Origin of the sequence: Novosphingobium sp. ES2-1 (assembly GCF_015169775.1) — a bacterium.
In the GTDB taxonomy this organism is placed as follows: Bacteria; Pseudomonadota; Alphaproteobacteria; order Sphingomonadales; family Sphingomonadaceae; genus Novosphingobium; species Novosphingobium subterraneum.
This window is the reverse complement of record NZ_CP063446.1, coordinates 574449-590482: the sequence shown is the minus strand read 5'-3', so window position 1 is coordinate 590482 and position 16034 is coordinate 574449. Positions and strand designations below refer to the sequence as shown.

At 63.8% G+C, this 16034-nt stretch carries 13 protein-coding genes; 7 read left to right on the top strand and 6 right to left on the bottom strand.

From position 1 onward, the window contains the following. Positions 1–7: 7 nt before the first annotated feature. A complete protein-coding gene (locus IM701_RS17975; protein ID WP_193828646.1) occupies positions 8–907 on the top strand; it encodes an NAD(P)-dependent oxidoreductase in 900 nt (299 codons plus the stop codon). 49 nt (positions 908–956) lie between these two features. Here IM701_RS17975 and IM701_RS17970 read toward each other — a convergent pair whose 3' ends face one another. Continuing rightward, positions 957–1811 (bottom strand): SDR family NAD(P)-dependent oxidoreductase, encoded by an 855-nt coding sequence (locus IM701_RS17970; protein ID WP_193828645.1) that lies wholly within the window; start codon positions 1809–1811, stop codon positions 957–959. Between the two features lie 21 nt (positions 1812–1832). After that, the gene (locus IM701_RS17965) at positions 1833–2228 is read right to left on the bottom strand and encodes a VOC family protein (RefSeq protein ID WP_193828644.1); all 396 of its coding nucleotides are present in this window, start codon (positions 2226–2228) and stop codon (positions 1833–1835) included. A 169-nt stretch (positions 2229–2397) separates the two neighbouring features. Here IM701_RS17965 and IM701_RS17960 point away from each other — a divergent pair, with 169 nt between their 5' ends. Further along, positions 2398–3393 carry an alpha/beta hydrolase gene (locus IM701_RS17960; RefSeq protein ID WP_193828643.1) on the top strand — a complete coding sequence of 332 codons (996 nt, stop codon included), beginning with the start codon at positions 2398–2400 and terminating at the stop codon, positions 3391–3393. 27 nt (positions 3394–3420) lie between these two features. Here IM701_RS17960 and IM701_RS17955 read toward each other — a convergent pair whose 3' ends face one another. The 3 genes from IM701_RS17955 to IM701_RS17945 all read right to left on the bottom strand — a co-directional run bounded on the left by IM701_RS17955 (position 3421) and on the right by IM701_RS17945 (position 9042). Then, entirely contained in the window at positions 3421–4533 is a 1113-nt protein-coding gene (locus IM701_RS17955) for a flavin-dependent monooxygenase (RefSeq protein WP_193828642.1), read from the bottom strand. Between the two features lie 213 nt (positions 4534–4746). Continuing rightward, the gene (locus IM701_RS17950; RefSeq protein ID WP_193828641.1) at positions 4747–7215 is read right to left on the bottom strand and encodes a TonB-dependent receptor; all 2469 of its coding nucleotides are present in this window, start codon (positions 7213–7215) and stop codon (positions 4747–4749) included. Positions 7216–7611: 396 nt separating this feature from the next. Then, complete coding sequence (locus IM701_RS17945; RefSeq protein ID WP_230487905.1) at positions 7612–9042, bottom strand: NAD(P)-dependent oxidoreductase; 1431 nt, start codon at positions 9040–9042, stop codon at positions 7612–7614. 135 nt (positions 9043–9177) lie between these two features. Here IM701_RS17945 and IM701_RS17940 point away from each other — a divergent pair, with 135 nt between their 5' ends. Beyond that, positions 9178–11103, top strand: coding sequence for an NAD(P)/FAD-dependent oxidoreductase (locus IM701_RS17940; protein WP_193828640.1), 1926 nt, complete (start codon positions 9178–9180; stop codon positions 11101–11103). Between the two features lie 65 nt (positions 11104–11168). Then, on the top strand, positions 11169–11822 hold the full coding sequence (locus IM701_RS17935; protein WP_193828639.1) for a TetR/AcrR family transcriptional regulator: 654 nt from the start codon (positions 11169–11171) through the stop codon (positions 11820–11822). A gap of 27 nt (positions 11823–11849) precedes the next feature. Here the strand turns inward: IM701_RS17935 and IM701_RS17930 are convergent, their stop codons facing one another. Next, the gene (locus tag IM701_RS17930; protein WP_062343341.1) at positions 11850–12626 is read right to left on the bottom strand and encodes an SDR family NAD(P)-dependent oxidoreductase; all 777 of its coding nucleotides are present in this window, start codon (positions 12624–12626) and stop codon (positions 11850–11852) included. A 282-nt stretch (positions 12627–12908) separates the two neighbouring features. Between IM701_RS17930 and IM701_RS17925 the strand changes: the two genes are divergently transcribed. Genes IM701_RS17925 through IM701_RS17915 form a run of 3 tightly spaced genes read left to right on the top strand, consistent with a single transcriptional unit; the run spans position 12909 to position 16008 of the window. After that, positions 12909–13817 (top strand): ThuA domain-containing protein, encoded by a 909-nt coding sequence (locus tag IM701_RS17925; protein ID WP_230487936.1) that lies wholly within the window; start codon positions 12909–12911, stop codon positions 13815–13817. Continuing rightward, on the top strand, positions 13777–15147 hold the full coding sequence (locus tag IM701_RS17920; RefSeq protein ID WP_193828873.1) for a sugar MFS transporter: 1371 nt from the start codon (positions 13777–13779) through the stop codon (positions 15145–15147). The genes IM701_RS17925 and IM701_RS17920 overlap by 41 nt, the downstream gene beginning before the upstream one ends. 3 nt (positions 15148–15150) lie before the next feature. Then, positions 15151–16008 (top strand): sugar phosphate isomerase/epimerase, encoded by an 858-nt coding sequence (locus IM701_RS17915; RefSeq protein WP_193828637.1) that lies wholly within the window; start codon positions 15151–15153, stop codon positions 16006–16008. The last annotated feature ends 26 nt before the right edge of the window (positions 16009–16034 follow it).

Genomic DNA, 16034 nt, shown 5'->3' with positions numbered 1-16034 from the left:
GAGAGATATGACGACTGTTGCATACATCGGCCTTGGCGCGATGGGCCTGCCACTGGCCATGCATCTGGTGCGCAAGGGTTTTGACGTCATCGCCTATGACATCGACCCGACCCGCGCCGACGAGATCGTGGCATTGGGCGGGCGCAAGGCGGGCTCTGTGGCCGAAGCCGCGAGGGATGTCGAGGTGGTGATCACCTGCCTGCCCGCGACGCCCCATGTGGAGGCCGTGGTGCTCGGCCCCGATGGCGCACTGGCTCAGATGAAGCCCGGCACGCTGCTGATCGACATGTCGACCATCGATGCCAACGGCACCGACCGCGTCGCCAGGGCCTGTGCCGAAAAGGGCGTGGCCTTCGTCGACAGCCCGATCGGCCGCCTCGTGCTCCATGCCGAGCGCGGGGAATCGCTGTTCATGGTGGGCGCGAGCGACGAGGACTTCGCCCGCGTCGAGCCGCTGCTCAATGCCATGGGCAAGGACATCATGCGCTGCGGCGGGCAGGGCATGGGCAGCCGGATGAAGCTGGTGAACAACTTCCTGCTGCTGACCATCGCCGAAGTCAGCGCCGAAGCCGTCGCGCTCGGCACGCGTCTTGGCCTCGATATCGAGACGATCCTGAAGGTCACCGGCAGCACAACGGCGCAGAACGGCCAGTTGCACACGCTGATGGTCAACAAGGTGCTGAAGGGCGATACCACCCCCGGCTTCACCATCGACCTTGCCTTCAAGGACATGACCCTGGCGATGACGGCTGCGGCGGAATACCGCATGGGCCTGCCGGTCGGCGCGGCCGCTCACGCCGTCTATGGCGGAGCCCGCGCGATGCCGGAATTCGCGAAGAAGGATTATTCGGCTCTGCTCGAATGGGCCTGCCGCAACGCCGCGGTGGAAACCCCGCGCACAAGCTGAAGTCTGCCGGAAGAGCAGCGCGCCGAAAGGCGCGCCGCTGCCGTGCCTCTCAATCCGCCGCGATCTGGCGGGCGATGTCCGGCATGACTGGCGGGCTCTGCTCCTGCATGAAACGGATGCGCCCGCCAAGGGCCTGCTCGCTCATCTCGGGCTGGCTGTGCACCCAGAACCTGTTTTCTGCCATCTGTTCGAGGAACAGGCGGCAGCCCTCGTCGAGGTCCATGCCGTAGTCGCGCATCATCTCGAACATCGCGCGGCGGTGGCCGCTGGCGTTGGCCGGTTCCCCCTCGCCGCCTTCCGCATTGAAGATGTTGGTGCGCATCATGCCGGGGATGATCGCCGATACGTGGATCGGCAGCTTCTTCAATTCCATCTCGAGATAGAGGCATTCGCTGAACGCCTGCACCGCGTGCTTGGTGACGATATAGGCGGTCTGCGCGGGCATCTGTCCGAAGGCGCCAACGGAGGAAAGGTTGCCGATCCAAGCTTCCTGGCCGCTGGCGATGATACGCGGGACGAAGGCGCGCACGCCGTGGATCACCCCATGGAGGTTGATGTTCAGCGCAGCTTCCCAGCGCGCCGTGGGCACTTCCCAGGTGTAGCCGACGGTCTCGATACCCGCGTTGTTGATCAGCAGGCGCACTTCGCCATGCCGGGCGAACACCAGTTCGGCCATGCGATCGAGCTCTTCGGGAATCGACACGTCGACCTTTTCTGCTTCAGCCCTCCCGCCAGCCGCCTTGATCGCGGCAACAGTTTCAGCGGCGGCGGCCTCGTTGATGTCGGTCACCACCACGGTCATGCCGAGCGCGCCGGCGCGACGGGCGAGTCCTGCGCCAATGCCGGAACCGGCACCAGTTACGACGGCCACGCCGCCTGCAAATACGTCCTTGTCCAAGGCCATGAACTTACTCTCCGCTGCGGATCAATGGGCCAGCATCTGCACGTTTTCGCACAGCGCGCCTTCGGGATCGGTCGAGAATACCACGCGCACGCCGTGATCAGCCTCCTCGCGAATGGGGCCGACCAGCTTGCCGCCGTTCGCCGTGATCTTTTCGACAAGTGCGTCGAGATCCTCGACCACGAAGCCGAGGATGACCTGCTGGTCGCGGGGAGCAGCGCGCTCGGTAAAGTTGAACATGACCAGCGAGCCCTTGGTCCAGTCACCCCCCGGAGCGAGGATCACTTCGCGGAACGGCTCGCCATCGCTTGAGCCAGCCACCCTCTGGACAATGCCGTAGCCGTAGACCGCCATGTAGTAAGAGGCCATCGCCTCTTCATCACGGCAGATCAGCTTCGTGAAGCCGGAAATTGCGGTCATCGTATCGTTCTCCCGTTCGCGCTGCGCGATGTCGTGACTGGCCTTGCGAGCCGGCCCCTCAGACATTCCGCAAGGAAAGTGAATCAGCACTCACTATCATTGATTATCGTAGCCTCTTCGCGCATATGTTACGCAATGACAAGCCGAAAGGCCGGAAGGAACAAGCCTGATGCGCAGCTATGATGTTGAAAACGGGGTCGTGGATCTGGGCCGGATCCAGCTCGACGTGCCCGATACGATCAGCGAGGAGGCCAAGGCCTATCTGCGCTTCGATCCCAACCAGCAGATGCCCGAGGACGCGCACCCGGTGCCGATGTGGCTGATGCGCGAACCTTTGGCGCCGATGTTCGAATGGCTGAACCAGCAGGCGTTGGAAGCCTATCCCTGCACGGTCGAGGAGACCGCGATCGACGGCGTGCGCTGCCATCGCATTGCGCCCAGGGACGGCGTGCGCCATGCTGGCAAGCTTCTGATCAACCTGCACGGTGGCGGCTTCGTCATGGGTTCGGGCTCGCTGGTGGAAGCCATCCCGATTGCTGCCGAAACCGGGTGCGAAGTCATCGCCGTCGATTATCGTCTTGCGCCCGAGCACCCCTTCCCCGCTGCTGTTGACGACATCGTGGCGGTCTATCGCGATGCCCTGAAGACGCATGCGGCAAGGGACGTGATCCTGTTCGGCACCTCGGCTGGCGGCTTCCTCACGGCCATGGCGATCATGCGGTTCAAGAAGGAGGGGCTTCCACTACCGGCTGCCTGCGGCGTGTTCACCGCCGGCGGCGACGTGACGCAGCTGGGCGATACCTTCAACTACCTGACGCTGTCGGGCTTCTACGGCCACGTCGGCGCAAAGCTGGACGATCCGCTGTGCGAACGCGGTGTCTTTGTTGGAGCGGCGGACCGCAACGATCCGCTGCTCGCCCCGATCAAGGGCGACCTTTCGGACTTCCCGCCGACGCTGCTGGTCACCGGTACGCGCGATGCGGTGCTGAGTTCGGCGGCCATGTTCCACCGTGCCTTGCGCAAGGCTGGGCGCGATGCCGACCTTCACGTGTTCGAGGCCATGCCGCACGGCTTCTGGTTCAGCGTGGCTCTGCCGGAATCGCGCGAGGCAATCGACCTGATGGCACGCTTCTTCGAACGCCACCTCGGCATCGGCGCAACATAGATCAGCTGCGCCGACAAGAACCGCGACTTACAGGAAGAAGTCGCGGTTCTCGGCGCCCATCAGCACGCTGGCATAGTTGCGCGCGAAGCCGACCGGATTGTTGGCAACATGCGCGCGCGACATGCGCACGTCATGCCACAGATCCTGGAAATCGCTGCCGAGATAGACCGAGCGGCCACCGGCCACGTCCATCAGCAGGTCCATCGCCTCGATGCAGCGATCCGCCACGAGGCTGGCCTGATAACGATAGCGGACGCGGTCCTCGATGGTCGGCTTCCAGCCCGCCTTTTCCATCGCCTCGAAGTTGCTGACCATCACCGTCAGGCATTCCTCGGCAAGGTTGGAGGCCCGGGCGATGCGTTCCAGCACATCAGGGTCGGCGGCGGACTTGGTCATGTCGGTGGAGCTGAGGCCGACGCGATCCCTGAACAGCGCGATGGCATGGCGCACTGCGCCGATCGCGGCGGTGTTGACCACACGGATGAACACTTGCGCCCATGGCAGGTCATAGACGCCGCCGCCCTGATGGTGGACCGAATTGAACCCGTCCATCTGCTTGTGGCTGCGGCGCTCGGGCACGAACACCGGTGTGTCGATCACGATATCGTTGGAGCCGGTGCCCTGCAGGCCCATGGTGTGCCAGGTATCGTCGATGCGGTAATCGCCGGCGGGCACGAGGAAGGTGCGATGGCCCTCTTCGGCCACCATCCCGCCCAGCAGCACCCAGTTGCAGTGCAGGCTCCCGCTCGACCAGCCCCAACGGCCCGACAGCAGGAAGCCGCCTTCGGTCCGCTGCACTTTCGCGCCCACCGGATTGTACGAGCTGGAGATCATGGCGTCCGGGCCATCGGCGAAAACCTCGGCCTGTGTCTCAGGGGCCATCATCGCGATCTGGTAGTTGTGAACCGCGACGATCCCCAGCGCCCAGGCGGTGCTCATGTCGCGTTCGGCAATGGCGATCTGGTCGAGGAAGAAGTCCTGCGGCGTCCCTTCGCGTCCGCCGTGGCTGGCGGGAGTAAAGTGGCGGAAGAAGCCCTCTTGCCGCAGTGCTTCCACGACCTTGTCGGAAATGCGCCGCGCCTTGCGCCCTTCTTCGGCATGAGCCGCGACGAGATCGAGCGTGGCTGCTGATATCGACATTTAATACCCCTCGAAACCTAGTGCGTAGCCATGTGAATCTTATGATACGCATTTTGCGCCTTGCAAAGCATCTAGACAAAACTTTGCCGCAAAAACACTGGTGAAATTGTCTATTTGCACCAAAGTGCAGCGCATCTACGCCGCACACCCGTCTACGACACAGGGGCCGCCTTGCGAGCGGCCCCTGCAGATTTCGCCAAGCGCGACAGGCAATTACCAGTTGAACTTCAGCGTGGCGCCGAATTCGCGCGGGTTGGTCAGGCTGACCTGCCGGAAGCCGGAATTGAAGGTGCCTGCAATCAGGGAATCCACCGTCCCGTTGCCGAGGCCACGGTTGGTGATGCGCCGCTGGTCGAGCAGGTTGCGGGCGAACACGTCGAACTCCCATTTGCCGTCGTCGGTGCGCACGCCCAGGAACATGTTGAGCAGTTCGCGCGACTGATAGGTGTACTGCGCCCGCTCTGAATCAAAGCCCGGACGATAGGTGAACAGGGCGCGCACGAACGGCGTCACCGAGCCCATCGGCAGGCGCAGTTCGGTGTTGGCAGTCACGCTGAAGTCCGGAACTTCGGCGAGGCGACCATTGGCCACGCAATAGCTGACATTGCCCGTGCCGGTAACCTTTGGCGTGCCGTTGCGGTTGGGGACGCCGGTGCCGGCAAAGTCGGTGCACGGCACGCGGGCATTGTCGAACCGCGCCTTTGTGTATGCGGCCGACACGCCCAGGTCCCAGTTGTCCGAAACGCGCCCGTCGAACGAGGCCTCGACGCCCTTGATCGTGGCATCGGCATTGTAGTTGAAGTCAAAGAACCCGGTGGCCGGCTGGTTCGCGGGAGCGTTGTAATAGATGTCGGTGAAGCGCGACAGGAAGTTGTCGATCTTCTGGTAATAGCCCGAAAGCGAATAGCTGACGCGGCGATCGAACATCGTGCCCTTGATCCCGCCCTCGAACGAATCGCTCTTTTCCGGGTTAGTGCGGATCAGGTCGTTGGAAATGCCGGCCGGCACGGCAACGCCCGTGCTGCCGGCGCGCAACGAGTGGCCATAGGCGGCAAACACGTTGAGGTTCGGCGTGATCTCGTAGGAGATATTCACGCCGCCCGTCACCGGCTTGTTGGTATTGCGCTGCAGGGCCGGCGGGATGATCTCGGTCGGGCCGCTATTGACGGCGCCGCTCAGCGTCAGTTGTGTGGTCTGAACGCTCTTGATGATCGAATAGCGCACGCCACCCTCGATCGACAGCGGGCCGGAGCGGTAGCGCAGGTTGGCGTTGAACGACCAGGTCTGGTTGTTGACCGGCACGTTGACGCGCGTTGCGATGCCCAGTGTGTTGGGCAGCGTGAACGGCGTGAAGCCGGGGATCGGCAAACCGATCGCGGCGAATGGCAGGTTGACTTGCGCATTAGGGCTTACCGCATACCAGAACTGCGATGCATCCTGGTTGACCACCGTCGTGCCGGTCTGCTTCGTGTAGAACGCGCCAAGACCCCAGCCGAGACCTTCGCTGTTGTTCGAGGTCAGGCGCAATTCGGCCGTGTCGACCTTGTAGGGCGTCACCACATCGGAATACTGCACATAGCCTGGCAGCGCATTGGTCACATCAAGATCGCGCTGGATGTCGAGCCTGCTGAACTGGTGCGCCCCCACGAAGGCGATTGTCGCGGGCCCGAGATCGTAGTCCAGGTTGAGGTTGACGATGTGCGACTTGTTGATGTTGCGGAAGGCACCATCCTGCACCGAGGCATAATCGTCCGTGGTCAGCGCCGGACCCGACCGCGCGGCCGTATCGGGCACGAACACACCGGCGAGCAGCGCCGGAAGATCGCCCACACCCGGAACCGGAATCGTGAAATACTGGCTGTAGGGCGTATTGCCCGCGCCGATGACCTGCTGGAACTGGCGGTTGTCGGCTTCGAGGTACTGATAGGTCAGGTAGCCGGTGAAGTTGTCGGTCGGCTTCCAGCCCAGCGTGATGCGCGCGCTTTCGGTGGTGCTCTTCGAGCGTTCCTTGCGGGTCACGTTGTAGACGTTGTTGAGGCGGTTGCCGTCGACCAGCGCGGCAACGCGGATCGCGAACGTGTCGGAGAACGGCAGCGAGGCCCCCATCTGCGCGTTGTAGCCCGCACGGGTCGTGCCGGTGATCTGCGCGTAGCCCTCGGGCTTTTCGAAGCTGGGGCGACGCGTGGCGATGGTGATCGCGCCAGCCGGCGCCGAAAGGCCGCGCAGCAGCCCCTGGGGCCCGCGAAGCACTTCGATCTGCTGCACGTCATAGATCGCGGTGTAGACCGTCTGTGCGTCGGTCGGGATCTCGTTGAGGTAGACCTGCACGGCGGGCGAGGTGCCCTGATCGGGGTCGAACGAAATGCCGCGCAGCGTCGTGGTGTTGTTGCGGCCGCTGACGTTGGTCAGTTCCAGGCCAGGAGCGAGTTGCTGCACGTCCTTGACGTCGAAGATCTTGAACTTCTCGAGCTGTTCGCCGGTGGCCACGTTCACCGTCATCGCCACGTCCTGCAGCTTCTGCGACTGGCGGGTGGCGGTAACGATGATCTCGTTGCTCGGCGCTTCCTCTGCCGCCTGCGGCGCGGCGTCGGCCGGCTCGGCCGCCATGGCTGCACCTGGCAGCTGCATCGCGATTGCACTGGCGCCGAGCAGTAGCGCGAACCTGGTGTTGTCGGACTTCATGTTTCCTCCCCTCGTTGGCCGAAAGAGCGAGGTGGCCCCGCCTGCGTTCGCGCCTGGATTTGTGCCGATCGCTCGGTCCGATTCCGGCAGGATCGTGCGGTGACTTCAGGGGAGCGATAGCGCGCCTACCGTCCATCGTGCTGGACCGTCCCATGCGCCCAAATTCAGAATCACTCCCCCTCGGTCCTTGCATTCGATCGCGCCGAAGTTAGTCTTAACTAACAAACCATGCCGGGTGCGTCAAATCAGATTCGCTCAATAGCGATCTTATTCGGTCGTAATTGGCCTGCAGCGGGGTATTTGCGTAAGAATGCGCCATTTTCGCAACGCAATAACCAAAGGGCGAAAGCGCCTTACCGCGCACCCGCTACAGTCGCTCGCCTGAGTCCCCGGGGCTCAATCCATGTCGGGCCAGACTTGCGCGAAGAACGGATTGGCGGCCCTGTTCGCATCGTAGCTGTCCTGATCGACCATGCAGGTCGGACACCAGTGGCCGCCCTTGAGGTAGAGCCGGGGCGTCATCGTGAAGTCATGGCCCATGGCGCAGCGGAACTGCGTCGGCTCGTCGGCACCGCCCATCGCGCCAACATGCTTGCCGCCCCGGAACGCGGCGGCAGACCTGAGATCGTCGCCGGTCCAGTCCTGCTCGTGCTTATCGGTGTCATAACCGTGGTCGAGCAGCGAGACCTCGCGCGAGGGCTGGCGAAACTCGAAGTCGGCCCAGGTGCGCGGCAGCCGCTCCCACGCCTCGCGCGATCCGAAATAGGCATCGATGTGCTCGCGGTCGTCATTCGCGATCCAGTTGAGAGTGCCCCCCGGGCCCTTTGCCAGCTTCTCCATCCGGCTGCGCCCCGCGCCCGGAAACCATCGGGCGACAAGCCGCACCGGCACCGGCATGCTGGCGACCATCGCCTGTGCCCAGTCCTCCAGCGTCTCGGAGCGGAACGGCACCATCTCCTCGAGCCGATCCGAATCCGCATACCACTGGCCATGGAAGTTGCGCGTCGCCGACCAGTGCGGGCGAAAGCTGGCGAAGGCATCCTTCTGCCCCAGCGCCCGTGCGGTGATGCGGGCGAACTCGTGATTGGTGACCCGCAGCTTATCCCCGCCGCCGATGTTGTAGAAGCGCTTCCAGAACGTCTCGGGCACGGCATCCTCGCAGGCATTCGCCGCAAGCCGGGCCGAATCGCCCACCGTCACCCATTCGAACACGCCGTTGAACGGGTTGTGGAAAATGATCGGGTCGAAGATCTTCCAGATGCCCGGATGCGCAATGCCGGTCTGGCGCAGCGAGACCCAGCGCTTCAGCCCGCTCTGCGCGACGATGGCTTCAGCCTGGGTCTTGCTCACTGCGTACTGGTCGAACCGGCTGATCTTGATCGGATCGCCCGTGCGGCCCCAGTGGACCGGCGCATTGCGGTGCCCCGTCTGCGCCACCGTGCCGATATAGACGAGGGCCGTAGTCTCTGCCTGCCCTGCCGCCTTGATCGCCTCGACGATGTTTCGCGCCCCGCCGACATTCACCTTCATGGTCAGTTCGGGGAACTGGTCGGCAAAGGGCGAGACCATGCCGCCGATGTGCAGCACCTGATTCACGCCGTCGATACCGCGGCGCATGTCCTGCGCGCTGGTCAGATCGCCGCTGAGCCACTCCACCGCCGGATGCTTTGCGAACCGCTTCACCACCGGGTGGCCCTGCTCCTCCGGCCGCACCAATGCGCGGACCCGGAAGCGGTCTGCCCTGCCCGCCAGTTCGGCAAGGGTCGCGCTGCCCATGTTGCCGGTCGCACCGGTCAGGAAGATCGTCTTCTTGGTGGAAATCGCCACGTCAGGCTGCCTCACAGGTTATAATCGTCCTCGTAGGTTCGATTAAATCAAGCTGGCAGTCAACCGCTTGCACAGACCTCTTTGCCAATCCTGATTTATGATGTAAGTGCCCACTTATCAAAACGGAGAGGCGAGATGAACGCGATTCTGGCTGAGCGCACCAACTATACACCACTGGCCAATGGCCCGGACCTTGCCCGCGCGCTCGATGAAGCGAACGTGCCGACCCTGCTTGCGGCCTATGTCCATCTCTCGCACGATACCGATCTGCTCGAACAGTTCGCGCCCCATATCCGGCCCGCGTTCTCCTATCCTCCGACGGAAATTCCCGACGAGCTGGCCGACGCGCTGCGTCTCAAGCTGCGGCACCTGCTCACCACCGGCGAAGGCCTCGCCAGCAGCGAACCCTCGGACGCGCTCGTCCAGCGCATCATGTCGGTGACCGTCGGCGAACCGGTGGACACCGAGTTCGTCGACCTGGTGAACGACCAGTGCGGCTTCCGTCCCTGGATAGACCGCAGCAAGCTGCCCGATCGTCCTGCCCCCGAGGCCGGCTTCAAGGTGCTCGTCATCGGCGCGGGCATGACCGGCATGGCCGCCGCCACCAAGCTGCGCGAGGCGGGCTATGAATTCGTCGTGATCGAGAAGAACCCCGAAGTGGGCGGCACCTGGTACGAGAACCGCTACCCCGGCGTCGGCGTCGATACGCCCAGCCACTTCTACAGCTTCAGCTGGGAAATCTGGCCCGATTGGCAGCACTACCACCCCCACGGCGCCGACATGCAGCGCTACATGACGGGCGTTGCCGACAAGTACGACCTGCGCCGCGACATCCGCTTCGACACCACGGTCGAAAAGCTGGTCTGGGACGAGAAGTCCTGCACCTGGACCGTCACTGTCCGCCGTGCCGATGGCCAGACAGAAGACCTTGTCGTCAACGCGGTGATCAACGGCCACGGTCCGGTCAACCGCCCGAAGATGCCGGACATCCCGGGCCTGTCCGGCTTCAAGGGCCCCGTCGTCCACACTGCAGCCTATCCCGCCGATCTCGACCTGAAGGGCAAGCGCGTCGCCGTGATCGGCACCGGCGCCAGCTCGGCCCAGCTCTGCGGCGCGATCGCGCCCGAGGTGGCCGAACTCACCGTCTATCAGCGCACCAAGCACTGGGTGCTCTACAATCCGGAAATCGCCCACGAGGTGAGCGAGGGGATGAAGTGGGCGCTGGCCAACATCCCAACCTTCAAGGAATGGTTCCGCTTCCGCGTCTACTGGGCCGCGGCCGACGGCCTGTTCTCGAACGTGCTCAAGGACCCGGCGTGGGAAGGCAACATGCTGGCCGTCTCCGAAGGCAACGAGATGACGCGCCAGTACGCGCTCGGCTACATGCAGCAGCGCTTTGCCGACCGGCCCGACCTGATCGAGAAGCTCACCCCCGATTTCCCGATCTTCTCCAAGCGCATTATCCTCGACAATGGCTGGTTCGATGCGCTCGCCCGCCCCAACGTCCACCTGGAAACGCAGGGCATCGCCCGCATCCTGCCAAATGGCATCGAGGCGAAAGACGGCTCGGTGTTCGAGTGCGACGTGATCATCTGCGCCACCGGTTTCAACGTCGCGCAGATGGTCGGCAACCTTGTGATCAGGGGCGAAGGCGGGCGTGAACTGGGCGAGGAATGGGGTGCGGAAGACCCGCGCAGCTACCTTGGCATGTGCGTCCCGGGCTATCCCAACTACTTCCACACCGTTGGCCCCAACAGCGCGCCCAATCACGCGGCCGGCCAGAACCTCATCTCCGAAGCGCAGGTCAACTGGATCATCGAGGCGCTCGATCGCATCACCGAAGCCGGCGCCCGCGCCTTCGAGGTGGAGCAGGACGCATTCGATGCCTGGAACCGCAAGGTGGACGAGCGCATGCCGCAGATGATCTGGACCCACCCGCGCGCCAATTCCTACTACAACAACTCGAAAGGCCGGGTCTTTCTGTCGTGGCCCTGGCGCCTGGTGGACTTCTTCAACGCCACCCGCCGCCCGGAACCGGGCTGCTATCGCCTGATCGATTGAGACCGCCAACCCGGTTCCATGCATCTCTCTTGCGCGGGACCGTGGTTTCGCCCTAGTCGGGATGCGTGACCAAACGCACCCGCCTCCCCGCGAAAGACCGCAAGGCGCTCATTCTCGCCAACGCCCGCGCAATTTTCGCGCAGAACGGCTATGAAGCGGCGCGCACGCAGGAGATTGCCAAGCGGTCGGGCGTATCCGAAGCGCTGATGTACCGGCACTTCCCCTCGAAAGAGGCGCTCTACCGCGCCGTGCTGCGCGAAGTGATCCGCGAACAGGATGCCAGCTACGAGATCCTCGGGCTCCAGGAACTCAACGGGCGGGCGCTGGTCCGCAATCTCCATGCCTATTTCAGCCTCGTCATCGGGCCGTCCCAGGTGCGCTTCAAGGAAGGCTTCCGCCTGCTGCTTGCCAGCCTGATCGGCGACGCGCGGTTTGCCACGCTGGTCTATCGCCGCGCGCACCGGTTGATGAATCATCGCCTCACTGCCGCCCTGCGCCAGGCGCGCGACGCTGGCGAGGTGGTGGGCCGGGAAATCTCGGTCGCCAACACCTCGCTGTTCACCGAACACGTCGGCACCGTGCTAAATGTGCTGGCTTCGAACGTCGAACGCTCGCCCTACCACGGCAACACCGAGGACCTCATCCGCGACGCCGTATGGTTCTGCTGCCGCGGGGTGGGCTTCACCGACGAAGCGATCGAGCGCCACCTGCGCGATTGAGCGCTGCCGAAAGGCCTACGCCGGCATTCAGGCGCGCATCAGCGAGCCGCCGTTGACATCGAAGATCCCGCCATTGATCCAGCGCCCGTCCTGCGACAGCAGCATGGCGACGACGCCGGCATGGTCTTCGGATGTACCGAGGCGCGTGTGGGGGGTGCGGGCCATGTAGTAGTCCGCCCACTTCCTGGCCTCCTCGGCATTCGCGTCCATCTGCGCCTTCATCTCGCCCGTGACGGTGAAACCGGGCGCGAGGACATTGGCCGTGACCCCTTCCTTTCCCCAGCGTGCCGCGACATGGCGCATCAATGCGTTCAGTCCGGCCTTGGCCATGGCATAGCAGGGACGTGTTGGCTCGGCGCCGTGGGCAGCGCCCGAACTGGTATAGACAATCGCGCCCTCCCCACTGGCAACGAGGTGAGGCAGGACTGCGCGGGTACACAGCAGGTGGCCCCGGAGGTTTACCGCGATAGTGCGATCGAAGGTGGCGAGGTCGATTGCCAAGGCATCGGAATCTTCCATGATCACGCGCAGGTCGGCCGCGTTGATATGCGCTCCATCAAGCCCGCCGAACCGATCCACCGCGGCCGCCGTCGCCTGCTGGACGGAGGCTTCGTCAGCGATGTCGACATGGACGGCGAATGTGGCACCACCGGCGTCCTCGGCAACCTTCGTCGCACCGGCGATGTTGATATCTGCTGCGCATACCTGCGCGCCCTCCTCGGCAAGGCGGCGAACGGTGGCTGCGCCGATGCCCGTCGCACTGCCGAAAACGATGATGCGGCGGCCGGCAAGTCGGTTGGTCATGATCGTCCCTTCTTCACGTCAATCGAGTGCTCATCAGGGGCCAGAGCCCACGCCATACGCATCACAGGATGCGCAAAGGTGAAGCATGCCTCGCCGACTTGCCAGGAATGCGTAGACATATACCCATCATGGTGCGTAAAGGAACTAAGTTTTTACTCACCATCCTCGTGAACTGCCATGCCCTTGCGCTGGCCGGGCATGCGGGTTACCAACCACATTGACAGCGCTATCTAATTGGGGTCCAAAAGGATCGACGGCGCGGGGAGAGCGATATTGCGCAAAGTGCTGAAGGTGCTCGGCCTGCTGTTGCTTGCGGCCGCGGTAGTCATGGCGATCCTGGCGTGGCGCAACTGGGACCTGATCCAGCGCGTGTTTCTGGGCGGTGTCAAAGTCTATGAGACGGTCCCGCCGCAAATTCCCGCCAACATTCCGCGCCCCGCCGTGCTGGTCTTCTCGAAGACCAATGCCTTTCGCCATGAAGAGGCGATTCCCGCTGCTGCGAAAATGTTCGACGCGCTGGCCAAGCAGAATGGCTGGGGCCTCTACCAGACGGAGAACGGAGCGGCCTTCAGCCCCGAGATCCTGTCCCGCTTCGATGCCGTGGTGTTCTCCAACGTCACCGGCGACGTCTTCACGCCCGAACAGCGCGCTGCGTTCAAGGCCTATCTCGAAAATGGCGGTGGCTATGTCGGGATCCACGGCGCGGGCGACAATTCGCACAAGGCGTGGGACTGGTATGTCACCTCGGTGATCGGCACGAACTTCATCGGCCATCCGATGGAACCGCAGTTCCAGAGCGCTGCCGTCAACGTCGAAACCCATGCGCACCCTTCGACCGCGTCATTGCCTGACAGGTTCGATCATGTCGACGAATGGTATTCCTTCGACAAGTCGCCGCGCGGCATCCCCGGGCTGACCGTTCTCGCCACGATCGACGAGGGCAGCTACAAGCCGGGTTCGTTCATGGGCACCGAACTTGCCATGGGCAAGGACCATCCCGTGGCGTGGTGGCGATGCATTGGCCAAGGGCGCGTGTTCTACGCTGCGGCAGGCCACACTGCACAGACTTACGACGATCCCCAGTACCGCCAGTTCCTTACGGGTGCGGTACAGTGGGCGATGAAGCGCGCCGGCAGTGGCTGCGGCGGCGATGCTGCCAGCGCCACCGGGTCAGCGCAAGCAAGCAACTGACATAGAGCAACTACAGGAACGGGCGGGGAATTCTTTCATGGCAACCACATCCCAGAACAGGAAATCGATCTTCTGGATCTGCGTCCTTGCCCTGTTCTGTGCGGCACTGGCGAACGCCGTGCGCGCAGGCGCCGCCGGGGCAATGAAGACGGCCCTGCTCGATCCGATCGACCCGCAGCATTCGGGCGAGCTTATCGGCGTCGTGCTCGGCAACTCTTTCCTCGGCTTTGCCATCAGCTTGCTGGTCATCTCGCCGCTGCTCGACAAGTTGGGCGCAAAGAAGGTGATCCTGTTCGCCTCGGCCTGCTTCATCCTCGGCCCGCTCCTTGTCCTGCTGGCGGGGAACGCTCCACCCGCCTCGATCATGCTCGTGCTCAACCTGGCCATGGTGCTGTGGGGCTGCGGCTGGGGAGCGACCGAGGCCTCGATCAATCCCGTGGTGGCCACGCTCTTTCCCGACGAGAAGACAGGCAAGCTCAACGAGCTGCACGCCTGGTGGCCGGCAGGCCTGATCCTCGGCGGTCTGCTTTCGGTCCTGTTCTTCAAGTCGCTCGACCTGCCGTGGCAGGCGCTGGTGGGCCTGTGCCTCATCCCCGGCGTGGCTCTGGCAATCTGGGCAGCCCGCCACCAGTTCCCGCAGACCGAAAGCGCCGTGGCAGGCGTCTCCTTCGGCGAGATGATGACCGAGCCGTTCAAGCGGCCGAGCTTCTGGGTATTCTTCGCCATCATGTTCCTGACCGCGTCGAGCGAACTGGCGCCTGGCGCATGGGTCGATGTGACGCTGACCAATACCGTCGGCATGCCGGGCATTCTCGTGCTGGTCTATGTCTCTGCGATCATGTTCGTCATGCGCCATTTCGCCGGCGCGCTGGAACATCGTTTTTCCGACATGGGCCTTCTGCTGATGTGCACGGTGCCTGCGGCCGTGGGCCTGTACCTGCTGTCGGTGGCGAACTCACCCGTTACCGCGGTACTGGCGGCAACGGTCTGGGCGTTCGGCGTGTGCTTCATGTGGCCGACCATGCTGGCGGCAGTTTCGCGGCGATACCCGCGCTCTGGCCCATGGGGCATTGGCCTGGTCGGTTTTGCCGGCGCGCTGGCGATCTACTTCGTGCTCCCCGAACTCGGCGCGATCTATGACAGGGCCAAGCTGGAGAAGGCCGGGGGCGAAGAAGCCTTCGCCGCATTGCAGCCCGGCAGCGATGCCTTGCAGCAGGTTCTTGCCTACGCTGCAGAGAAGAGCTTCCAGACCATTGCCATCATTCCGGTGGTGCTCTTCTTCATCTTCCTCGCCGTGCGCCTCGTCGAACGGAAAAGCGGAAAGGCCTGATCCGTGAAGGTCGGCATCAACCTGATGCTGTGGACGGGGCATGTCACGCCCGCTGATGCGCCGCTGCTCGCAGCGCTGAAGGACACCGGGTTCGACGGCGTGGAAGTCCCGCTGTTCGACGTTTCGAGCAGCGCGCACTTTGCCGGGCTGGCCGACATCCTTGACGGCATCGGGCTCGAACGCACGGCAACGGCAATTCTTCCGGACGAAGCGCACAATCCGATTTCACCCGATCCCGCAGTCCGCGCCCGTGCGGTCCAGCATCTCGAGCGCGTGATCGATTGCGCAGCAGCGCTCGGCGCGCAGGTTCTGGCCGGACCGTTGTTCCAGCCGCTCGGGCTGTTCAGCGGGGCCGGGCCGACCGAGGCCGAGCTTGAGCGTTGCGCCGAGGTGCACCGGGCTGTTGCCGAACGCGCCCGCGCGGCAAACCTGCCTTTGGCGCTGGAACCCCTCAACCGCTTCGAGTGCTACCTGCTCAACACCTGCGAACAGGCGAGCGCCTATCTGGACCGTCTCGATGCACCCGGGTTCGGCATCCTTTACGATACGTTCCATACCCATATCGAGGAGAAGGACCCGGTGGCGGCGCTGCGCAAGGCACTGGCGCGCGGCCACGTGGCCCATGTCCACATCAGCGAGAACGATCGCGGCACTCCGGGGCGCGGGCATGCCAGGATTGCCGAGGCCATCGCCGCACTCAAGCAGACGGGGTACGATGGCTGGCTGACCATCGAGGCCTTCGGCAAGGGCCTGCCCGAGCTCGCCGCCGCAACCCGCGTATGGCGCGATTTCTTCAGCAGCCCGGAAGAGGTCTACACCGAGGGGCACCACTTTATCCGCGCATGCTGGGGCCAGGCATGATGTCCACACCTGCCATTTTTGCCCTG